This window comes from Nonomuraea sp. B208, assembly GCF_057536035.1.
This window is the reverse complement of the sequence record NZ_BAAJOU010000028.1, coordinates 509,295-530,689: the sequence shown is the minus strand read 5'-3', so window position 1 is coordinate 530,689 and position 21,395 is coordinate 509,295. Positions and strand designations below refer to the sequence as shown.

The following is a 21,395-nucleotide window of genomic DNA, read 5'->3' as shown; positions in this document are numbered from 1 at the left end:
TGCCCCCCAAAAATCCTAGAACGTCTCGTCGAAGCTCACATTGCCCTCAACCGCCACCTGGTAAGCGGAGACACGCCTTTCGAAGAAGTTCGCCAGCTCCTGCACGTCCTGGAGCTCCATGAACGCGAAGGGGTTGGCCGAGCCGTACCTGCGGGGCAGGCCGAGCCGGGTCAGCCGCTGGTCGGCGACGTATTCGAGGTATTGGCGCATCTGGTCCACGCCCATGCCCGGCATGCCCTCGCCGCACAGGTCCTCGGCGAAGGCCAGCTCGGCGGCGACCGCCTCCTCCAGCATGGCGGTCACCTGCTTGCCCAGCTCGTCGTCGAAGAGCGACGGCTCCTCGGCGCGCACGGTGTCGACCACGCTGAAGGCGAACTCCATGTGCATGGACTCGTCGCGGAACACCCAGTTCGTCCCGGTGGCCAGGCCGCCGAGCAGGCCGCGGGAGCGGAACCAGTAGACGTAGGCGAACGCGCCGTAGAAGAACAGGCCCTCGATGCAGGCGGCGAAGCAGATGAGGTTGAGCAGGAACTGCCGGCGCTGACCGGCGTCCTCCAGCCGGTCGAGCCCGCCGATCGAGTCGATCCACTTGAAGCAGAACTCGGCCTTGTCCCTGATGGACGGGATGTGCTCGACCGCGGCGAACGCCTTGACCCGCTCGTCGGGATCCGGCAGGTACGTGTCCAGCAGCGTCAGGTAGAACTGCACGTGCACCGCCTCCTCGAAGAGCTGCCGGCTCAGGTAGAGCCGCGCCTCGGGCGCGTTGACGTGCTGGTAGAGGTTGAGCACGAGGTTGTTGGCCACGATCGAGTCGCCGGTCGCGAAGAAGGCGACCAGCCGGTTGATCAGGTGCCGCTCCTGCGGCGTCATCCGCGCCAGGTCGGCGACGTCGCTGTGCAGGTCCACCTCCTCGACGGTCCAGGTGTTGCGGATGGCGGCGCGGTAGCGCTCGTAGAAGTCCGGATAGCGCATGGGGCGCAGGGTGAGGTCCATTCCGGGGTCGAGCAGCATGACGTGGGACTCCTTGACGTCGGTGAGGGGGCTACTACTGGCAGGCTTCGCAGGTCTCGGGGTTCTCCAGCGAGCACGCGATCGCGTCCAGGGCGGCCGGGGCGGCCGGGGCGGCGGCCACGGTGGTCTGGGCGATGCGGGTCGCGGGGCGCGAGCGCAGGTAGTAGGTGGTCTTGAGGCCCTTCTTCCAGGCGTAGGCGTACATCGAGGAGAGCTTGCCGATGGTCGGCGCGGCCATGAAGAGGTTGAGCGACTGCGACTGGTCGATGTACGGCTGGCGGGCCGCGGCGAGGTCGATGAGCGCCTTCTGCGGCAGCTCCCAGGCGGTGCGGTAGAGCGTCTTCAGGTCGTCGGGGATGCCGGGCACGTCCTGGACCGAGCCGTCGGCGCGCTTGATCGCGTCGCGCATCTCCTGCGTCCACAGCCCGCGCTCCCGCAGGTCGGCCACCAGGTAGCGGTTGACCTGAAGGAACTCGCCGGACAGGGTCTCGCGCTTGAACACGTTGGACACCTGCGGCTCGATGCACTCGTAGCAGCCGGCGATGGAGGCGATGGTGGCGGTCGGCGCGATGGCGACCATGAGGGAGTTGCGCAGCCCGGTCCGCGCGATCTTGGCGCGCACCGCGTCCCAGCGGGGCGTGGCCGGCAGGTAGTGGTCGGGGTGCAGCACGCCGCCGGCCGCGCGGGTGTCGGCGTAGGAGGGGTGCCGGCCGCGCTCGGCGGCCAGGTCGGCCGAGGTGTCGTACGCGGTGAGCGCGATCTCCTCGGCGATCCTGGTGGACAGCTCCAGCGCCCGCGGCGAGTCGAACGGCAGCCGCAGCGCGAAGAACACGTCGGCGAGCCCCATGACGCCGAGCCCGATGGGCCGCCAGCGCCGGTTGGCCGCCTCGGCCTCGGGCGTCGGGTAGAAGCCGAGGTCGATGGTCCGGTCGAGGAAGCGCACGGCGGTGCGTACGGTGCCGCGCAGCCGTTCCCAGTCCAGGTCGTCCTCCACCAGGTGGGCGGCCAGGTTGACCGAGCCCAGGTTGCAGACGGCGGTCTCGCCGTCGCTGGTGACCTCCAGGATCTCGGTGCACAGGTTCGACAGGTGGATGACGTTGCCGGGGCGGGCGGTCTGGTTGGAGGTGCGGTTGGCGGCGTCCTTGAAGGTCATCCAGCCGTTGCCGGTCTGGGCGAGGGTGCGCATCATCCGGCCGTAGAGGGTGCGGGCGGGGATCTGCCGGACGAAGCGGCCGGCCGCCTCGTACGCGCGGTAGGCGGCGGTGAACTCCTCGCCGTACAGGTCGGTGAGGTCGGGTGTCTCCTTCGGGTCGAACAGCGACCAGACCTCGTCGGCCTCGACCCGGCGCATGAACTCGTCCGGCACCCAGTTGGCCAGGTTGAGGTTGTGGGTGCGGCGGGCGTCCTCGCCGGTGTTGTCGCGCAGCTCCAGGAACTCCTCGACGTCGGCGTGCCAGGTCTCCAGGTAGACGCAGGCCGCGCCCTTGCGCCGGCCGCCCTGGTTGACCGCCGCAACCGAGGAGTCGAGGGTGCGCAGCCACGGGACGATGCCGTTGGAGTGGCCGTTGGTGCCGCGGATCAGCGAACCGCGCGAGCGGACCCTGGTCCAGGAGATGCCGATGCCGCCGGCGTACTTGGACAGGCGGGCGACATGGCCGTAGCGCTCGTAGATGGCCTCCAGCTCGTCGCGCGGCGAGTCGAGCAGGAAGCACGACGACAGCTGCGGGCGCCGGCTGCCGGAGTTGAACAGCGTGGGCGAGCTGGGCAGGTACGACAGCGTCGACATCAGCCGGTACAGCTCGGCCGCCTCCGCCACGGTCTCGGCGAGCCCGCAGGCGACGCGCAGGAAGAAGTGCTGCGGCCGCTCCAGCACCGCCCGGGTCTCGGGGTGGCGCAGCAGGTAACGGTCGTGGACGGTGCGCAGGCCGAAATACTCGAAACGGTCGTCGGCCGCCGGGTCGACGAGGGCGTCCAGCTCGGCGGCGTGCCCGGCGACGAACGCGGCCAGCCGGTCCTGGAGCAGCCCGGCCGCGTGGCAGGCGGCCACCGACTCGGAGAAGGCGCGCACTCCCTGCCCGGCCGCCTCCTCGGCGATCTCCTCGGCCAGCAGCCGGGCGGCGACCCGTGAGTTCTCCGGGTCCGTGATCACCCGGGCGGCGGCCTCCTCGATGGCCAGCCGGCGACCGGCCGCGTCCAGGTGCCTGGCGGCCTCGACGGTCTGCGTCACGTGCTCTCCTCGCGAGCTCATTCCCGGGGAAGGGCACGCCAGAGCCACGCGGGCAGGCCGCGTCGCCCCGCCGGCCCTCCCTCGGGGCCATGGACGGTCACGTCGCGGGCAGGTCTTCGGGCTCGCGGGCACGCCTCATCGGCTCCTACTGGCCGTCGCTTCCCGGATCTCTCCAGTGCTCATGACGGCGGTCGTTCCCGCTCACCGCTGCGGGGCAGCCCCGGAATCGCACCGGGTTCCCTTTCACTCCGCCCCGAGGGGCGAACCAGCGACGACCTGGATCCTACATCTAGTGGCCGTTCCCGCAACTGCCCCTACAGGTTGTGGCTCGCGCCGAGTTGATCAGCCCCAGGTCATGGAGCACGGCCCGGGTGCGCTCGACCTCGGAGGCCAGCCAGAGCACGAAGTCGTCGCCGCCGAGCGGGATCGAGACCCAGCCGGCGGCCCGGCAGGCGGCCAGCCAGCCGGTGGAGGAGGTCGCCTCCTCGCACATGCGCACGGCCGCGTCGCGGCTCTCGTCCGGCATCTCTTCGGGACCGAAGGCGGCGGTCCAGTCGGTGAAGTCGACCCGTACGCCGGACTCCAGCAGCGTCGGCGCGTCCACCTCGGGCACCCGGTGGGCGCACGAGACCGCGAGCGCCCGGAGCCGGCCGCGGGCGAGGCCCTCCCGCCAGTCGGCGAGCGCCCCGGTGGCCGCCGCGGCCTTGCCGGACAGCAGGGCGGTCACGACCTCCTGGCTGCCGGGATAGCCGGTGTAGTCGACCTGACGGGCGTCGGCGCCGATGCCCTTGGCGATCAGGCCGAACAGCAGGTGGTCGGGCGCGCCCTGCGGGCCGCCGGCCAGCGGCGTGGCGCCGGGCCTGGCCAGCAGTTGGGCGGCGAAGCCCTCGAAGTCCTTGAAGCGGGAGTCGCCCGGCACGACCACGACCACGACGTCGCCGGCCAGCCGGGCGAGGGGGGTGGCCAGGTCGAGCAGGGTCTGGCCGTTGTTGAGCTCGGCGGCGGTCATCGCGGACAGGCCGCTCACGGTGACCTTGGTGCCGGTGCCGGTCTCGTAGCCGGCGGCGCGGGCCGCGCCGGCGAGCGCCCGCCCGACCTCGCTCCAGCGGCGGGCGGCCGGGTTGATGACGAACCGCGCCCGCAGCCTTGATCGGCCGGGGCCGCCGCCGCCCTGCCAGGCGCCGCAGCCGCTCAGCGCCGCACCGGTCAACGCCACGCCGGACGCGGCCAGCAGGCTTGCCAGGAACCGTCGACGGCGCATGTGTCTCTCCCCCGAAGCTCCACGAATCCCCCTTACCTACAGTTATTCACACATTACGCAGAGATACACATATAGGCGACAGATCCCACCAGCCGAAATTTGGTGAAATGTCGCTTTTTAGGCGGAAGTGGAATGATCGATTTTCCGGGCCACGCCCGCCATGAGCGACGACGGCAGCGCCCAATCGCCCACCAGTTTCGGCCGGTCCGGCCGCCAGTCGACGGCCTGCACCAGTCCGGGCGGATCAAGGGAGAACTCGCCGAAGAAGCGCCGGATCTCGGACGGCCGCCGGTCCGCTCCCCCGCTCCCGGACGAGCCCCGGTAGCCGCGGGGGACCTCCTCGTCCCCCAGCCGTCCCATCGTGGTGGCGTGGCTGATCACCAGGAAGCTGCCGGGGACGACCCGCTCGCGCAGCCGGGCCACGGCCCGGCCCGGCTGGGCGGAGTCGGGCAGGAAGTGCAGGATCGACACCAGCAGGACGGCGACCGGCCGGTCCAGGTCGAGGAAGTCACCGGCCTTGGCCAGCACGTCGTCGGCGTCGAGCAGGTCGGCCTCGACGCAGACGGCCCTGCCCACGTTCGTGAGCAGGGCCTTGGCGTGGGCGGCCACGACGGGGTCGTGGTCGACGTAGACGACCCGGGCGCCGGGCGCCACCTCGTGCGCGCTGCCCTGGGTGGGCAGCCCGCTGCCCAGGTCGATGAACTGGTCGATCCCGGCGGCGGCGACGTAGCGCACGGCACGCTGCAGGAAGGCCCGGTTCGCGCGGGCCAGCGGGACCGCCTCCGGGACCAGCTCGGCGAGCTGCTCGATGGCCAGGCGGTCGACCGCGAAGTTGTCCGTCCCGCCGAGCATGTAGTCGTACATGCGTGCGAGATTGGGCCGTTGCTGGTCGAACTGCCGCACGTATCGAATTTATGCTGTCCGGCCCCAGATAACACTACCCAGAGCGAAATGTGGCTTAATTGGAGTCAATTACTCAACAGTAACGCTCTTGGCTAGATTGCGCGGCTTGTCGACGTCCCGGTCCAGCGCGACCGCGGCGTGGTAGGCGAGGAGCTGGAGCGGGATGGTGAGCAGGATCGGGTCCAGCTCGACCTCGTTCTTCGGGATCACGATGACGTCGTCGGCCAGCTTGGTGTCCGGCTCCCGGTGGCCGACCATGAGCACCTGGCCGCCGCGGGTGCGGATCTCGCCGAGCGTGGTGAGGTTCTTGTCCAGCAGCTCGTCGTCGGGGACGATCGCGACCGTCGGCATCTCGGGGCCGATCAGCGCGAGCGGGCCGTGCTTGAGCTCGCTCGCCGGGTAGGCCTCGGCGTGCACGTACGAGATCTCCTTGAGCTTCTGCGCGCCCTCCCTGGCCACCGGGTAGCCGCGCACCCGCCCGACGAACATCATGCTCGGGTGGCCGGCGTACTTGCGGGCCAGCTCGGCGATCTTGTCGCCCTGGGTGAGGATCTCGGCGATCTGGCCGGGCAGCCGGCGCAGGCCCTCCACGATGCGCCGCCCGTCAGCCGGCGACAGGTCGCGCACCCGGCCGAGGTGCAGCGCGAGCAGCGCGAAGGCGACCGCCGTGGAGGTGAACGCCTTGGTCGAGGCGACCGAGACCTCGGGCCCGGCGTGCAGGTAGATGCCGCCGTCCACCTCGCGGGCGATGGCGCTGCCCACGGCGTTGACGATGCCGATGACCCGGCCGCCCTTGCGCTTGAGCTCCTGGACGGCGGCGAGCGTGTCGTAGGTCTCGCCGGACTGGCTGATCGCGACGTAGAGCGTGTCGGGGTCGACGACCGGGTTGCGGTAGCGGAACTCGCTGGCCGGCTCGGCGTCGGCGGGGATGCGCGCCAGCTCCTCGATGAGCTGCGCGCCGATCTGGCCCGAGTAGTACGCCGACCCGCAACCGATGATCTTCACCCGGCGGAACGAGCGGGTCTCGCGGGCGTCCATGTTGAGCCCGCCGAGATGCGCGACGTGGAAGCGCTCGTCGAGCCGGCCGGACATCGTCCTGGTGATCGTCTCGGGCTGCTCGGAGATCTCCTTGAGCAGGTAGTGCTCGTAGCCGCCGGTGTCGTAGTGGCCGGCGTCCCAGTCGACGGTCAGCGGCTCCTTGGCCGTCTCGCGGGCGTCGCTGGAGAAGGTATGGAAGCCGTCGGCCTTGATCACCGCCAGCTCGCCGTCCTCCAGGTGCACGACCTGGCGGGTGTAGCGGATCAGGGCGGCGACGTCGGAGGCGGCGAACATCTCCTTCTCGCCGATGCCGAGCACGATCGGGCTGCCGTTGCGGGCCACGACCACCTCGCCGGGGCGCTCGGCGTCGATGACCGCGATGCCGTACGTGCCGACGATGCTCTTCAGCGTCTTCCTGACCGCCTCCTCCAGGGTCTCGTTCTCGTCCACGGCAGCGGCGATCAGGTGGGCCAGCACCTCGGTGTCGGTCTCGGAGGCGAACTCGACGCCGTCGGCGATCAGCTTGGCGCGCAGCTCGGCGGCGTTCTCGATGATGCCGTTGTGCACGACCGCGATGCGCTGGTCGGCCGACAGGTGCGGGTGGGCGTTCTCGTCGCTCGGGACGCCGTGGGTGGCCCAGCGGGTGTGCCCGATGCCGAGCCCGCCCTTGAACCTGGCCGGCACGACCTTGGCCAGGTCGGCCACCCGGCCCTTGACCTTGCGGAGCTTCAGCCCCTTGTTGGACACCACGAGCCCGGCGGAGTCATAGCCTCGGTACTCGAGCCGCTGCAACCCCTCCAGCAGGATGGGCGCCGCGTCCTTGGGGCCGACATAGGCCACGATTCCGCACATCGAGGTCTCCTCTGCGTTTCTGGTTATCCGTAGACGATCCTGCGGAGCTGCCGCAGTGACAGCTCGGGCGCGGCCACCCGGCGGCCGCGTAATTCGGCGGCGATCCTGGGGAAGATCTCGTCGTTGGTGTGCCCGCGCGCCTTGAGCTCGCCGTGGCGGCGCCGGACGTACTCCTCGGCCGTCTCGGAGAAGTAGGCCAGCACGTCGGCGACGACGCGCGCCGCCTCTCCCGGGCCGAGCGCGCTCGTCCGGATGAGGTGGGCGATGAGGTCCTCGTAGGGATGCCGTGCCGTGGACACAGAGGAGGACACTACGCATCTGGAACGAGGCACGCCAACATCCTGCCCGAAATCGGGCAGGAATTAACTCCTTCTCACGCCCCATCAGTAACACTGGCCCCGTCTGACCCAGCACTTTCTGGGGAAAGCTACGGAGCGTAGTCACACCGTGACGCGCTTCAGGGGGATGGACATGCACTTCTGGCTGGCCTGGCCGCTCTCGCTGCTCGCCGCCCTCACGCCCGCGGCCGGGCCCCCACGGGAGGCGCCGGCCGGGCGGCAGGGCGAGTTCGCCGCGGCGGCACGCGAGTTCGGGGTGCCGCAGAGCGTGCTGCTGGGGGTGGCGTACCTGGGCTCGCGGTGGGACGCGCACGAGGGGCGGCCCAGCACCGCCGGCGGCTACGGGCCGATGCATCTCGTGGACGCCCTGCCCGCCGGCGCCCTCGCCGTCGGCGACGCGCTCGGGGACGCCCGCGGCGACGAGACCCGGCCGATGCCGCCCCGGCCCGTGCACATGCTGTCCCCGCTGAGCGCCGCCGCGAGGCCGGCGCACACGACGCTGCCCGAGGCCGGGCGGCTCATCGGCGTCACGCCCGCCCGGCTGCGCGACGACCCGGCCGACAACATCCGCGCCGGCGCCGCCCTGCTCGCCTCCTACCACGACACCCCGAGCACCGGCATGAGCACCGGTGTGGACGCCGGGCTCGCCGGCTGGTACGACGCCGTCGCCCGCTTCTCCGGCGCCGACGACCCGGCCGCGGCGCGGCAGTTCGCCGACGAGGTGTTCGCGGTGATGAGGGAGGGCATGGTGCGGCGCACCGACGACGGGCACGTGGTGCGCCTCGACCCGGTGCCCGGCCTGCGCGTGCGGTCCGACCCCCCGTACGACGAGGCCTACGCCGAGCTCTTCCCTGATCAGTACGACGACGCCGATCCCTCGCAGGATGATGATGTCGCCGAGCCGTACGACCCGGACGAGGTGACCGCGGCCTCGGGCCGCTCCTCCTCGGTGGAGTGCCCCGCGAGCCTGGCCTGCGAGTGGATGCCGGCCGCGCACAAACGCTTCGGCAAGAAGGGCGGCAAGGACTACGGCAACCACGACCGCCTGTTCAAGACCCGGCACGTCGACTACATCGTCATCCACGACACCGAGGGCGGCTACGGGGGCATCCCGACCATGGTCCGCGACCCCAAGTACGTGAGCTGGCACTACACGATCCGCTCCCGCGACGGCCACGTGGCCCAGCACGTCAGGACCAACGACCTGGCCTGGCACGCCGGCAACTGGGACGTCAACACCCGCTCGATCGGCATCGAGCACGAGGGCTACCTGGCCAAGGGCGGGGCGTGGTACACCGAGGCGATGTACCGGTCCTCGGCCAGGCTGGTGCGCTACCTCGGGAACAAGTACGGCGTGCCGCTCGACCGGGCGCACATCCTGGGCCACGACAACGTCCCCGGCACCACTCCCCAGACCGTCGCCGGCATGCACGACGACCCGGGACCCTACTGGGACTGGGCCCACTACTTCGAGCTGATGGGCCGGCCGCTGCGGGCCGCCAAGAACGGCGACTCGGTGCTGATCCGGCCGTCGTACGACGACAACCGCCCGCGCTTCACCGGCTGCGTCACCACGAAGGCGGGCAAGGACTGCCCGCCGCACGGCGCGTCCACGGTCTGGCTGCGCACGGCGCCGCGGGAGAACGCCTCCCTGGTCACCGACGTCGGCAAGCACGGCGGCAAGGCCAGCACGTACAGCGTGTACGACCACGCCGCCCGCGCCTCGACCGGCCAGCGCTACGCGGTCGCGGAGCGGCAGGGGGACTGGACGGCGATCTGGTACCTCGGGCAGAAGGCGTGGTTCCACAACCCGGCCGCGCGGCCGGTCGCCCTGCCCGCCAAGGGACCGCTGGTCACGCCGCTGCGGGCGGGCACCCGGGTGTACGGGCGGGCCTATCCGGAGCGGTCGGCGTACACGAGGGCGGCCGCGCAGCCGCTGACGCCGCTGCAGTACCGGATCGAGCCGGGGCAGACGTACACGGTGGGCGACACGATCACCGGCTCCCACTACTCGGCCGGGGCCTTCAGCCCGTCGCGGCACGTCACGACGACCGGCACCATCCGCTACCACCAGATCCAGCTCGGGCACCGGATCGCGTTCGTCATGGCGAAGGACGTGCGGTTGATCCCGTGAATTTTCGCCGCACGGGCCGCCGAGTGCGCACGGGCACTCCGCGGAGACGATATGGTTTTCCCGTGGCCCGGAGCACGTAGCCTGGGGTTCACGCGGAAGTGGCTCAGTGGTAGAGCATCACCTTGCCAAGGTGAGGGTCGCGGGTTCGAATCCCGTCTTCCGCTCGGAGTGTGACTCCTGGTGGAGTGGCCGAGAGGCGAGGCAGCGGCCTGCAAAGCCGTCTACACGGGTTCAAATCCCGTCTCCACCTCGCTGAACGGCGGACCCGCCAGGATCCGCTAAAGTAAAGGCAACGCCATGCGGAAGTGGCTCAGTGGTAGAGCATCACCTTGCCAAGGTGAGGGTCGCGGGTTCGAATCCCGTCTTCCGCTCTGAGTTCCAACTCAATACGGACGATTAGCTCAGCGGGAGAGCGCTTCCCTGACACGGAAGAGGTCACTGGTTCAATCCCAGTATCGTCCACCCTCATCGAAAGGCCCCGCCGACTGTAGGGCCTTTCGGCGTTCCACGCCTCAGTGCCGATTCTCGCCGCGCCATCTGGGCGATTTGTCGGGTGATGAGAAGTTTTGATGTCCCTTTGCGCATGCGCCGTCGCTCTCCGGGTAGCGCCGTGACACTCCCCGGAGGAGGAAAACGTGGACATCAACATAGGCCAGGGCCTCACCGACGCCTGGCGATCAATTGCGACGTTCGTGCCGAGGCTGGTCGCGTTCGTGGTCATCCTCATCATCGGATACCTCATCGCCAAAGCCTTGGAGAAAGTGGTCGACAAGATCCTGCAACGGGTCGGCTTCGACCGCGCGGTGGAGCGCAGCGGCGTGCGCCGCTGGCTGGAACGCAGCAAGTACGACGCCAGCAGCCTGCTGGGCAGGATCGTCTTCTACGCCATCGTGCTGGTCACCCTGCAGATAGCCTTCAGCGTCTTCGGGCCGAACCCGATCTCGGCGCTGCTCACCGGCGTGGTCGCGTGGCTGCCCAGGGCACTGGTCGCCATCGTGATCATCGTGGTGGCGGGCGCGATCGCCAAGGCCGTGCGGGACATACTCAACGGGGCGCTCGGCGGGCTGTCGTACGGCGGCTGGATCGCCACGGCGGCCGCCGTGTTCATCTGGGCGCTCGGCATCATCGCCGCGCTCAACCAGATCGGCGTGGCCACCACGGTCACCACGCCGGTGCTGATCACCGTGCTCGGGACGATCGGCGCCATTCTCGCCATCGGCATCGGCGGCGGCCTGATCCGGCCGATGCAGCAACGCTGGGAGCGCTGGCTGAGCCGGATGGAGTCCGAGGCTCCGCAGGCCAGGGCGCACGCCGAGGCCTACCAGCGCGGACGGCGGGACGCCGCCGCCATGAGCGGCGAGGAGACAGCGCCCATCGGTGCGGCACAGGGCGCGACGGCCGCCGGCCGGCCGGGCACGCCTCAGGGCGGGACGTCCGCGTCTCAGGGCGGGATGCCCCCGCCTCAGGCCGGGACGTCCGCGCCTCCGAGCGGGATGTCTCCGCCTCCGGGCGGCACGTCCCGGCCTCCGGGGCCGCACCGCTCCGACATGCCTCCGGACTGACCTCTCCGAGAACGGCCCGCCGCCCGGCACCGCCCACCCGCCCGGAGCGACGGGCGCATCCCGCCGGCCGGCCGCCGCCGTGGACCAGCACGCGGCCGGTCGGCGGGAACCCCGGACGGGACGTTCAGGCGGGAAGTTCGTCGCCCAGGAAGCCGTGCTCGCGGGCGAGCCAGCAGACCGCCGTCAGCCGGAGCGACGGCTCGTCCAGCTCTCCGGTGAACACCCAGCCGCGATGGCGCAGCTCGTCGACAAAGCCGAGCAGGTAGTCGCCCAGCGTCTCACGGTCGATGGGGATCGCCTCCCGCAGCTCGGCCGCGTGCTGGTCCACGGCGGCGACCAGTCCGGGCTCGGCGCCCAGGCGGGCGAGCTGGGAGTCGCCCAGCGCGTTCATCAGCCAACGAAGGGGCGAAGACGCCCAATTATCCCCAAAGACCACCAAAACACCTTAAAGCACGTTTAGGCGTGAGTCATCGGGGAACGGCAGCCCGACGTAGTTCTCCGCGAGCGTCGTCGCCGCCGCCTCGGACGAGGTGACGTAGTCCAGGTAGGAGAGCTGAAGCCGCCGCCCGTAGGCGTCCTCGTCCTCGAACGTGTGCAGCAGCGTGGTCATCCACCACGAGAAGTGCTGCGCCCGCCACACCCGCTTCAGGCACGCCTCCGAGTAGCCGTCCAGCAGGGCGGTCGAGCCGTCGGCGAAGTACGCGGCCAGCGCCTCGGTCAGCACCCGCACGTCGGCCACCGCCAGGTTGAGCCCCTTGGCCCCGGTGGGCGGCACGATGTGGGCGGCGTCCCCGGCCAGGTAGAGCCGGCCGTACTGCATGGGCTCGGTCACGAACGAGCGCATCGGCGTGACGCCCTTCTCCGTGATCCGGCCGGTGGTGAGCGTGAAGCCCGGCACGCTCTCCAGCCGGGCCCGCAGCTCGTCCCAGATCCGCTCGTCCGGCCAGTCCTCCACCCGCGTGTCGGCGGGGACCTGGAGGTAGAAGCGGCTGACCGTGGGCGAGCGCATGCTGTGCAGCGCGAAGCCGCGGTCGGTCCTGGCGTAGATCAGCTCCTCGGACGAGGGCGCGACGTCGGCCAGGATGCCCAGCCAGGCGAACGGATACTCCCGCTCGAAGACGGTCAGGACGCCCTCGGGGACCGACTGCCGGGACACGCCGTGGAAGCCGTCGCAGCCCGCGATGACGTCGCAGTCCAGCCGCTCCCCGTCGCCGAAGGTGATGTACGGCTCCGACTCCAGCGAGTGCGGCACCACGTTGTCGACCTCGAAGCGCACGTCTCCCCCGGCCGCCAGCCGCGCCGCGATGAGGTCCTTGACGACCTCCTGCTGCCCGTAGACGGTGATCGCGCGGCCGGGCACCAGCTTCTCGAAGGCGATGCGGTGGCCGGCGCCGCCGTACCGCAGCTCGATGCCGTGGTGCGGCAGGCCCTCGCGCTGCATCCGCTCCCCGACGCCGGCCTCGATGAGGGTGTCCACGGTGCCCTGCTCCAGGACGCCGGCCCGTACCCGCCGCTCCACGTAGTCGCGGCTGCGCCGCTCCAGCACCACGGAGGAGATGCCCCGCAGGTGGAGCAGATGAGACAGCAGCAGGCCCGCCGGGCCCGCGCCGATGATCCCGACCTGAGTTCGCATGACCGAAGCATGCTGCCTCGTCCCCCTTCGGGGGGAGGGTCGGCTTCCGTCCAGTGGAATCCTGATGCAGGATTTACCCCATGGCAGGAGGATCCAGGGAGCCGGGCCGGACCGTGACGTCCAAGGTGCTGGCCCTGCTCGGGGCGTTCGACGCCGCGCACCCCCAGCTCACGCTCACGGAGCTGGCCCGGCGCGCCGGCGTCCCGCTGAGCACCGCGCACCGGCTGGTCGCCGAGCTGGAGGAGTGGCAGGCGCTGACCCGCGACCCCGACGGGCGGCTGCGCGTGGGGCTGCGGCTGTGGGAGCTCGGCCAGCTCGCCCCCGGCCGGCTGGTGGCGCTCGCGCATCCGTGGTTGCAGGAGCTGTTCGGCACCACCGGCGAGAACGTGCACCTCGCCGTCCGCGACGGCATGGAGGTGCTGTACGTGGACAAGGTGTACGGCCGCCGCGCCGTCCCCATCGTCTCCAGGACCGGCGGCCGGCTGCCCATGCACCCGACCGGCGTCGGCCGGGCGCTGCTGGCCCACGAGCCCGACTGGTTCGTCACGTCGTACCTGGCCCGCACCCTCGAACGGCCGACCCCGCACACGATCACCGAGCCGGGCCGGCTGGCCAGGGAGCTCGCCGCAGTGCGGGCGCAGGGGTACGCGCTCACCTACGAGGAGATGACGCTCGGCTCCTGCTCGGCCGCCGCGCCCGTCCTGGTGGACGGGCGGGCCATGGCCGCGCTCGGCATCGTGCTGTCCTCGCGCCGCGCCCGCGAGCTGCCCCGGCTGGTCGAGCCGCTGCTGCGTGTCGCGGGACGGATCGGTCGCGCGTTCGCCGACCCTCCGGCCGCCGGCGAGCGGCCGGGCCACTGAACGCGGTGGCGATGTTTTCTACCCCTGACGTGCGAAGACATGTCAGACCAGGGCAATCGGGGGTAGTGGGGGCCGCATGCGGATTCTGGTCACGGGAGCGACGGGCATGCTGGGCAGGGCCCTGGTGCCCGCGCTGGTGAAGGCGGGTCATCAGGTGCGGGCGCTGAGCCGTACCAGGAGGGAGAGCCGCGGCAACGTCGAATGGGTGTGGGGCGACCTGTTCTCCGGGCACGGCGTCCCGGAGGCCCTGGCCGACGTGGACGCGGTCGCGCACCTGGCCACCAGCGGCCGCAGGGGCCGCGGCGCGGCCGACATCCCGGGCACCCGCCGGCTCGTCGTCGCCGCCCGCGAGGCCGGGGTCGGGCATCTGCTGCTCACCTCGATGGTCGGCGCCGATCGGGCTCCGGTCGGCTATCTCGGGTACAAGCTGGAGGCCGAACGCCTGGTCGCCGCCGGCGGCCTCGGCTGGACCGTGCTCCGCAGCACCCCGTTCCAGCAGTGGCTGCACCGGCGGTTGCGCGACTACGCCGCGCTGCCGGTGCTGCCCGTGGATCCGACCGTGCTCATGCAGCCGGTGCACACAGGCGAGGTCGCGGCGCGGGCGGCCGAGCTCATCGGCGGCGAACCGCTCGGGACGGCGGTCGAGTTCGGCGGGCCGGAAGTGCTCGACCATGCCCTGCTGGCCCGTACCTGGTGCCGTCTGCGCGGGCTGCGCCGGCTCTGCCTGCCGATGCGTTTCCCCGGCCGGCTGTACGCGGCCCAGCGCGCCGGCGAGCTGACCACGGACGCGACGCCCAGCGGCACGATCACCTGGGACGACTACCTGTCGCCGCCCGCGACGGCCCGCGCCGCCCGTTGGGGCGGCTCGGCCGCCTTCCCCGACTCCGACGACTTCGCCTCCGAGCACACCGCCTCCCCCACCAGCCCGGCCACTCAGCCGGAGCAGGACCCGGACGTGCACGTGTACGGCGGCGACGACGGCTACGAACGCCCCACCCGCGGCTGACGCGATCTTTTCTGACACTTTGGGTCTTGCGTCAGGGGCGGCGTCAACTTATGCTGCGCCGCAAATTAGGAAACTTTCCTAACCCTGAAGAATCGGAGGCGTACGTGAGGCGAAGTGCATGGGCGAGCATCCTGACCGTCGTGGCGGCGATGGCGTTACCGCTGGTCGCGCCGTCCGGCGCGGGCGCGGCCACGGCGCGGCAGGCGGCGGCCGACCCCCTGGTGTCGCAGGGCAAGGCCGTGACGGCCTCCTCGACCGAGGCCGCCGGCCTGGAGCCGGGCAAGGCGGTCGACGGCAACCCGGCCACCCGCTGGGCCAGCGCCGAAGGGGTGGATCCGCAGTGGATCCGGGTGGACCTCGGCTCCGCGCACAACCTCTCCCGGGTCCGGCTGACCTGGGAGGTCGCCCACGCCACCGCGTACCGGGTGCAGACCTCGCCCGACGGCTCCACCTGGAGTGACGTCTACTCCACCACGAGCGGCGACGGCGCGGTCGACGACCTCACGATCAGCGGCGCCGGCCGCTACGTCCGGGTGTACGGCACCCAGCGCGGCACCCCCTACGGCTACTCCCTGTGGGAGCTGGAGGTCTACGGAACCCCCGCGAGCAGCGGCGGCGGCACCCCCGTCCAGGCCAACGGCCAGCTCCGCGTGTGCGGCGTCAAGCTCTGCAACCAGAACGGCAAGCAGATCCAGCTCCGCGGCATGAGCAGCCACGGCATCCAGTGGTACAGCCAGTGCCTCAACACCGCCTCACTCGACGCGCTGGCCGGCGACTGGAAGGCCGACGTCCTGCGCATCTCGATGTACATCCAGGAGGACGGCTACGAGACCAACCCCCGGCTGTTCACCGACCGCGTCCACTCCCTGATCGAGATGGCGACCGCCCGCGGCATGTACGCCATCGTCGACTGGCACATGCTCGACCCCGGTGACCCGATGTACAACCTCGGCCGGGCCAAGACGTTCTTCACCGAGATCGCCCAGCGGCACGACAACAAGAAGAACATCCTGTACGAGATCGCCAACGAGCCGAACGGCGACGCCGTCACCTGGTCCGTCATCCGCGACTACGCGCACCAGCTCATCCCGGTGATCCGGCAGCACGACCCCGACGCCCCGATCCTGGTCGGCACCCGCGCGTGGTCGTCGCTCGGCGTCTCCGCCGGCGCCGACGAGACCGAGATCGTGAACAACCCGGTCAACGCCGCCAACATCATGTACACGTTCCACTTCTACGCGGCCTCGCACGGCACCGCCTACCTGAACACCCTGTCGAGGGCCGCCGACCGGCTGCCGATCTTCGTGACCGAGTTCGGCACCCAGAGCGCGTCCGGCGACGGGGCCAACAACTTCACCAGGTCCCAGCAGTATCTCGACCTGCTGGCCCAGAAGAAGATCAGCTGGGTGAACTGGAACTTCTCCGACGACTTCCGCACGGGCGCCGTCTTCACCCCCGGGACCTGCCCGAACGGCTCGTTCGCCGGGACGGGCCGACTGAAGGAGGCCGGCGTCTGGATCCGCGACCGGATCCGCACCCCCGACGACTTCTGACGCCCAGGAGTGCGCGGCTGAGGGCGTCCCGCACCCGCACGCGGGACGCCCTCAGCCACGCGAGGGACGCCCTCAGCCACACCCGGGACGCCCGCGACCGTACTCGGGACGCCTTCAGCCACGCGAGGAACGCCCCCGACCGTACTCGGGACGCCCTCAACCCCGCGTGAGGGACACCTGCGACCGCGGGAGCGACGTCCTCAGCCGCACGAGCGAGGCTCTCAACCGCCCCCGCTCGTGCGGCCCCAAGGGTCGTAGTCGACCTCCAGGGGCTCCTGCTCCGGCCGCTCCCCCTCGGGCACGTTGTGCAGGTTGACCCGGATCCGATACCAGACGCTGCTGCGCCCGCGCATGCCGTCGACCAGCACATCGGCGGGCTCCAGGCGGGCCGCCGCCTCCGGATGCCTGGCCTTCCAGCGTTCGAGACCGGCCAGGGCCTCGTCCTTGTGCTCGGCCCGCGCGATCTCGATGACCGGCTTCGTCTGCTGCCTGCGCCCCTCGCCCTTGGGCGGCTTGGGCGCGGGCCCCAGCTCCTCGGCCAGCTCCAGCAGCCCGTCGAGGGTGCCCGGGTGCAGGTCGAGGTCCTCCCAGGGGTCGCCGCGCTCGACCAGCCGCCGGGGCACGGTCTCGATCGTGAACAGCTCCGGCCGGCAGTCCGGCACCTCATCCCAGGTCAGGGGCGTGGACACGCGCGCGTCGGCCACGGCACGCACCGAGTAGGCGGAGGCCACGGTGCGGTCGTAGGCGTTCTGGTTGAAGTCGACGAACACGCCGTGCCGCTCCTCCTTCCACCAGCGGCTCGTGGCCAGGTCGGGGGCGCGCCGCTCGACCTCCCGGGCCACCGTCTCGGCCGCCTTGCGGACCTTCGCGAACGGCCAGCGCCGCTCGATCCTGGCGTAGACGTGGAAGCCACGCGATCCGGACGTCTTCGGCCAGGCCACGAGCCCGTGGTCGGCCAGCACCTCACGCGCCACCTCGGCGGTCCGCAGCACGTCCGACCACGGCACGCCGGGCACGGGGTCGAGGTCGATGCGCAGCTCGTCGGGGCGGGACAGGTCGTCGGCGCGTACGGGATGGGGGTTGAGATCGACGCAGCCGAGGTTGACCACCCACAGCACCTGCGCCAGGTCGGTGCAGACAACCTCCTCCGCGCTCAGCCCCGAGCGGTACTTCAGCGCGGCCACCTCGATCCAGTCGGGCCGCTTGGCCGGCGCCCGCTTCTGGAAGAACGCCTCCTCCTCGATGCCGTGCACGAACCGCTTGAGCACCATCGGCCGCCCGTGCACGCCCCGCAGCGCCGCCTCGCCGACGGCCTGGTAGTAGCGGATCAGGTCGAGCTTGGTGTGCCCGCTCCGCGGGAAGACCACCTTGTCGGGGCTGGTGATGCGCACTTCGCGGCCGGCAACCTCGATCTCAGGCATGACCTCACGATACGTTCCGCCTCCGACAATCAGCCGCCCCGCCTGCCGTGTCAGCAGCGCCCGTTTCAGAAGCGCCGTTCTCAGAAGTGGCCGTGCCGGCCCGCGCCCCCGGCGAAGCGCGCCGCACCGTCCCTGGCACCGGGCAGCGACCTCAGCCCATGCCGCAACTCGTTACGCATGGCCTCCGCCTCACCGAGCCCCTCCTGCTCCAGCACCGAAAGTCGGTCACCGCGCAGGCACGCCTGCGGAAAACGGGCGATCTCGCGAGCCAACTCCTCAGCGCACGACCGGCTCTCACCGCGCGGGACGACCCGGTTGGCCAGCCCCATCTCGTACGCCTCCCGCGCCCCCACCGGCCGCCCCGTGAGGATCATGTCCATGGCGCGGGACGTACCGACGAGCCTCGGCAGCCGCACCGTGCCACCGTCGACGAGCGGCACACCCCACCTGCGGCAGAACACCCCGAACACCGCGTCCTCCTCGGCCACCCGCAGATCGCACCACAGGGCCAGCTCAAGCCCGCCCGCCACCGCGTGACCGGCGACAGCGGCGATGACCGGCTTGCCCAGCCGCATCCTGGTCGGCCCCATGGGCCCGTCGCCCTCCTCACCGACGTGGTTGTCCAGCGCCTTGAGGTCCGCACCCGCGCAGAACGTCCCTCCCCCGCCCCACAACACCGCCACGTCGGCATCGGACTCCTCGAACCCGCGAAAGGCGTCCGCGAGCGCGCCGGCGGTCTCGCGATCGACGGCGTTACGCGCCTCCGGCCGACTGATCACCACCGTGGTGACCGACCCCTGGCGCTCCACACGTACGGTCATCAGACCCTCCTCAGATAGGTTGTGGTCACGCGTCGTGTTTGCCATGTCACAATGAGTCCATGCCATCCCCCCCACACGACGCACTCACCCAGATGTTCACCGAACAGCCAGAGTTGGCGGTGCGGATCCTGCGCGACCACATGGGCGTTCCCCTCCCCGACACGCCCTTGGTCCGCCAGGAGGAGCGCACCTTCAACACCCGGTCCTCGGACGACTTCGACGCCGATGTGGTCCTCAGTCTGGGGCCGCACACCTCTCCCCTGCACGCCGTCATCATCGAAGTCCAGCAGGACAAATCCAAGGAACCGAAACAGCTCTCCCGGTACGCCGCCGCACTGTGGTTGCTCATGAAGTGCGACGTGACGGTCCTGATCGTCTGCCCCGACCGCGCCGCGGCCAAGTACTACGCGCAGCCGATCGACAGCGGGCTGACCGGCTACCGACTCCAGGCCCAGGTTCTGGGACCTGACGACATTCCGGTCATCACCGACGCCACGCAGGCCGCCGCCAACATGGCACTGGCGGTCATGTCGGTGATGGTGCACGGCAAGCAGCGGAAGGTGGTGGAGGCGTTCACGACCGCGCTGAACGACACGGCCACTGATTACGCTACGAAGTACACTGAATACGCGTACAGCATGTCCTCGTTCGAGATCCGATGCCTGCTGGAGGAACTCATGGCGTCCACGTCCTGGCCGGTGTACAGCCCCTTCGCCCGTGAGCACTACGGCCGCGGCCTCGAAGAAGGCAAGGCGGAGGGCAAGGCAGAGGGCAAGGCGGAAGGCCAGGCCGAGGGGAAGGCTCGGGAGGCGGCGAAGCTGGTGCTGTTGTTCCTCTCCGCGCGGGGGCTCGACGTCACCGAGGACGTACGCGCCCGCATCACCGACTGCACCGACGTCGAGACGCTCGAAGCCTGGGCCGTGCGCGCCGCCACCGTGCAGACGGCCGACGAGTTGTTCGACGAGTCCGGCCAGTAGCTTCCTCCGTCAGAAGGGTCGGCTCGTCCTCGGGCCGGTCCAGAGGCGATGCGGTCCCGGAGTGTTTCAGCCGGGACCGGCACATTCGCCCGTCAGCCGGTGAAGGCTCCCGCGACCAGTGCGTCGAAGGGGTCCTCGGCAGGGGCGTCGAGGCCGCGTAGGGGGCCGTGGTCGGCCAGGTGGGCGGCGGCGTACAGGCGGGCGACCAGCGACTTGCGGCCGTCGTCCAGGCCCCAGCCGGCCTGTTCCTCCAGCAGGGCGGCGGCGTAGACGTCGGCCATGAACTGCGCCAGCGGATACAGCCGGGCCTCGGCCACCGCGGGCTCCAGGGCGGCCCAGGCGGTGATCGCCTTGGTGAGGTCGTCGATGCGGGTGTGCACCAGGTCGGAGGTGGCGGCGGCCCGCAGGCGGTCGAGGAAGGGCAGGTGGGCCTGTTCCTTGGCCATGGCGCGGCGTACGTCCAGGCAGAGGATGTGGTCGCCGCCCTCCCAGATCGGGTTGACCTGGGCGTCGCGCAGCAGGCGGGCGACCGGCCACTGCTCGATGTAGCCGTTGCCGCCGTGCACCTCGACGGCGTCGCTCGCGGCGGTGAGGCCGAGGCGGGCAGCGCGCAGCTTGATCAGGGCGGGGGCGAGCCGCAGGCGGGGTCCGAGGTGGCCGTCGAAGACGAGTGCCTGCGCGGCTTCCACCTCGACGACGAGTTCGGCCAGCTTGCGGCGCATCAGCGGCTGCTCGGCGAGCGGGCGGCCGAACGCCTCGCGGGCGCGGGCGTAGCAGATCGACTCGACCAGCGCCCGGCGGGCCACGCCGAGGCCCATCATGGCGACGCCGAGCCGTGAGCCGTTGGTGAGCTTCATCATGGTGCCGAGCCCGGAGCCCGAGCTGCCCGACGTGGCCGCGTCCTGTGCGCGGCCGTCGCCGTCCGGGCGGTCCATGAGCAGGAACGCCTCCGCGTCCGCGAACTCGACCTCGCCCGACGCCACCGACCGGGTGCCGAGCTTGTCCTTGAGCCGCCGGATGCGTACGCCGTTGCGGCTGCCGTCGCGCCGCTCCCACAGCACGAGGAACGGCGCCACCGTTCCTTCGGGCAACCGGGCGAGCACCACGAACGCCGAGCCGTTGGCGTTGGAGGCGAACCACTTGAAGCCGGTCAGCAGCCAGGCGTCGCCGGCGGGGACGGCCGCGGCCTCCAGGGCGGCGAGGTCGGAGCCGCCGGTCCGCTCGGTGAGCATCTGGGCGGCTTCGCCAGAGTAGTAGCCGTTGGCGAAGATCTCCCGTACGCGGTCGCGGACGTCCTCGGGGGCGTGCTTCTCGGCGAGCTGCACCACCATGTCGCCGCCCGTGCCGAGCGCGCAGCCCATCCCGATGTCGGCCTGGTCGAGCAGGTACGTCCAGGCGGCGGCGAGCGCGGACGGGTTCGCCCCGTTGGCCCTGGCCTGCTGGGCGAAGGCGGGCGAGGTGAAGTTGTCGGCCATGAGCGCCTGCCGGGCGGCGTGGAACGACGGCGGCATGACGACCTCGCTGACGTCCCTGCCCCACTTGTCGTACTTCTCCAGGCGCGGCGGGTTGCGGTCGGTCTCCTCCGCCCAGGCCGCGACAGGGCCGCCCATGAGCGCGCCGAGCCGGTCGAGGTGCGGCTCGGCCCAGGCGTAGCCGTCGCCCAGGTGGCGTCGCATGAGCAGGTGCAGCGTGGGATCGCAGGCCCACCAGTTGCGCCCGGCCGCGCCCTGGTAGCGCTCGGTCGCGTAACGGTCGCTGCGGTCGAAGGGTTCGATGAGATAGCGCCCCATATCTGCGA

17 protein-coding genes, 4 tRNA genes and 1 riboswitch are annotated in these 21,395 nt (G+C 71.0%); of the genes, 10 read left to right on the top strand and 11 right to left on the bottom strand.

All coding sequences use genetic code 11. The annotated features are described in order from the left end of the window. Positions 1-15: 15 nt before the first annotated feature. The 6 genes from AC27IY_RS38725 to AC27IY_RS38700 all read right to left on the bottom strand — a co-directional run bounded on the left by AC27IY_RS38725 (position 16) and on the right by AC27IY_RS38700 (position 7,591). Complete coding sequence (locus AC27IY_RS38725; protein WP_364444774.1) at positions 16-1,011, bottom strand: ribonucleotide-diphosphate reductase subunit beta; 996 nt, start codon at positions 1,009-1,011, stop codon at positions 16-18. A 34-nt stretch (positions 1,012-1,045) separates the two neighbouring features. Next, a complete protein-coding gene (locus AC27IY_RS38720) occupies positions 1,046-3,238 on the bottom strand; it encodes a ribonucleoside-diphosphate reductase subunit alpha (RefSeq protein WP_487181035.1) in 2,193 nt (730 codons plus the stop codon). A 90-nt stretch (positions 3,239-3,328) separates the two neighbouring features. After that, positions 3,329-3,523, bottom strand: a riboswitch (cobalamin riboswitch). Positions 3,524-3,527: 4 nt separating this feature from the next. Continuing rightward, the gene (locus tag AC27IY_RS38715) at positions 3,528-4,499 is read right to left on the bottom strand and encodes a Bug family tripartite tricarboxylate transporter substrate binding protein (RefSeq protein ID WP_487181034.1); all 972 of its coding nucleotides are present in this window, start codon (positions 4,497-4,499) and stop codon (positions 3,528-3,530) included. A gap of 117 nt (positions 4,500-4,616) precedes the next feature. Then, positions 4,617-5,402 carry an SAM-dependent methyltransferase gene (locus tag AC27IY_RS38710; protein ID WP_371249555.1) on the bottom strand — a complete coding sequence of 262 codons (786 nt, stop codon included), beginning with the start codon at positions 5,400-5,402 and terminating at the stop codon, positions 4,617-4,619. 69 nt (positions 5,403-5,471) lie between these two features. Continuing rightward, positions 5,472-7,292 (bottom strand): glutamine--fructose-6-phosphate transaminase (isomerizing), encoded by a 1,821-nt coding sequence (glmS, locus tag AC27IY_RS38705; RefSeq protein ID WP_423450642.1) that lies wholly within the window; start codon positions 7,290-7,292, stop codon positions 5,472-5,474. A 23-nt stretch (positions 7,293-7,315) separates the two neighbouring features. Then, positions 7,316-7,591, bottom strand: a complete 276-nt coding sequence (locus AC27IY_RS38700) for a hypothetical protein (RefSeq protein WP_091082922.1) — start codon at positions 7,589-7,591, stop codon at positions 7,316-7,318. Between the two features lie 172 nt (positions 7,592-7,763). Here AC27IY_RS38700 and AC27IY_RS38695 point away from each other — a divergent pair, with 172 nt between their 5' ends. The 6 genes from AC27IY_RS38695 (at position 7,764) to AC27IY_RS38670 (ending at position 11,326) form a co-directional block, all read left to right on the top strand. After that, a complete protein-coding gene (locus tag AC27IY_RS38695; protein ID WP_487181033.1) occupies positions 7,764-9,764 on the top strand; it encodes an N-acetylmuramoyl-L-alanine amidase in 2,001 nt (666 codons plus the stop codon). Between the two features lie 92 nt (positions 9,765-9,856). Beyond that, positions 9,857-9,928 (top strand) — tRNA-Gly (locus tag AC27IY_RS38690). 15 nt (positions 9,929-9,943) lie between these two features. After that, positions 9,944-10,014: transfer RNA gene (locus AC27IY_RS38685), tRNA-Cys, on the top strand. A 49-nt stretch (positions 10,015-10,063) separates the two neighbouring features. Next, a tRNA-Gly gene (locus tag AC27IY_RS38680) sits at positions 10,064-10,135 on the top strand. 19 nt (positions 10,136-10,154) lie between these two features. Continuing rightward, positions 10,155-10,226 (top strand) — tRNA-Val (locus tag AC27IY_RS38675). 179 nt (positions 10,227-10,405) lie between these two features. Then, entirely contained in the window at positions 10,406-11,326 is a 921-nt protein-coding gene (locus tag AC27IY_RS38670) for a mechanosensitive ion channel family protein (protein WP_423476810.1), read from the top strand. 124 nt (positions 11,327-11,450) lie between these two features. Here the strand turns inward: AC27IY_RS38670 and AC27IY_RS38665 are convergent, their stop codons facing one another. Continuing rightward, positions 11,451-11,717, bottom strand: coding sequence for a DUF6401 family natural product biosynthesis protein (locus tag AC27IY_RS38665; RefSeq protein ID WP_423450645.1), 267 nt, complete (start codon positions 11,715-11,717; stop codon positions 11,451-11,453). Between the two features lie 54 nt (positions 11,718-11,771). Continuing rightward, positions 11,772-12,959, bottom strand: coding sequence for a 4-hydroxybenzoate 3-monooxygenase (gene pobA / locus AC27IY_RS38660; RefSeq protein WP_423450646.1), 1,188 nt, complete (start codon positions 12,957-12,959; stop codon positions 11,772-11,774). 80 nt (positions 12,960-13,039) lie between these two features. Between pobA and AC27IY_RS38655 the strand changes: the two genes are divergently transcribed. The 3 genes from AC27IY_RS38655 (at position 13,040) to AC27IY_RS38645 (ending at position 16,378) form a co-directional block, all read left to right on the top strand. Continuing rightward, the gene (locus AC27IY_RS38655; protein ID WP_487181032.1) at positions 13,040-13,819 is read left to right on the top strand and encodes an IclR family transcriptional regulator; all 780 of its coding nucleotides are present in this window, start codon (positions 13,040-13,042) and stop codon (positions 13,817-13,819) included. A 76-nt stretch (positions 13,820-13,895) separates the two neighbouring features. Continuing rightward, on the top strand, positions 13,896-14,825 hold the full coding sequence (locus AC27IY_RS38650; protein WP_487181031.1) for an SDR family oxidoreductase: 930 nt from the start codon (positions 13,896-13,898) through the stop codon (positions 14,823-14,825). 104 nt (positions 14,826-14,929) lie between these two features. Further along, complete coding sequence (locus tag AC27IY_RS38645; protein ID WP_487181030.1) at positions 14,930-16,378, top strand: cellulase family glycosylhydrolase; 1,449 nt, start codon at positions 14,930-14,932, stop codon at positions 16,376-16,378. Positions 16,379-16,599: 221 nt separating this feature from the next. Here AC27IY_RS38645 and ligD read toward each other — a convergent pair whose 3' ends face one another. Together ligD and AC27IY_RS38635 are read right to left on the bottom strand one after the other, a co-directional pair. Further along, positions 16,600-17,799: a non-homologous end-joining DNA ligase gene (gene ligD, locus AC27IY_RS38640; protein ID WP_344211789.1), complete on the bottom strand. Its 1,200-nt coding sequence runs from the start codon at positions 17,797-17,799 to the stop codon at positions 16,600-16,602. 80 nt (positions 17,800-17,879) lie between these two features. Then, complete coding sequence (locus AC27IY_RS38635) at positions 17,880-18,620, bottom strand: crotonase/enoyl-CoA hydratase family protein (protein WP_487181029.1); 741 nt, start codon at positions 18,618-18,620, stop codon at positions 17,880-17,882. 92 nt (positions 18,621-18,712) lie between these two features. Between AC27IY_RS38635 and AC27IY_RS38630 the strand changes: the two genes are divergently transcribed. Further along, entirely contained in the window at positions 18,713-19,597 is an 885-nt protein-coding gene (locus AC27IY_RS38630; RefSeq protein WP_487181028.1) for an RpnC/YadD family protein, read from the top strand. Between the two features lie 92 nt (positions 19,598-19,689). On the opposite strand, the gene AC27IY_RS38625 is transcribed toward AC27IY_RS38630, so the two are convergent. Further along, positions 19,690-21,387: an acyl-CoA dehydrogenase family protein gene (locus tag AC27IY_RS38625; RefSeq protein ID WP_487181027.1), complete on the bottom strand. Its 1,698-nt coding sequence runs from the start codon at positions 21,385-21,387 to the stop codon at positions 19,690-19,692. Positions 21,388-21,395: the final 8 nt, after the last annotated feature.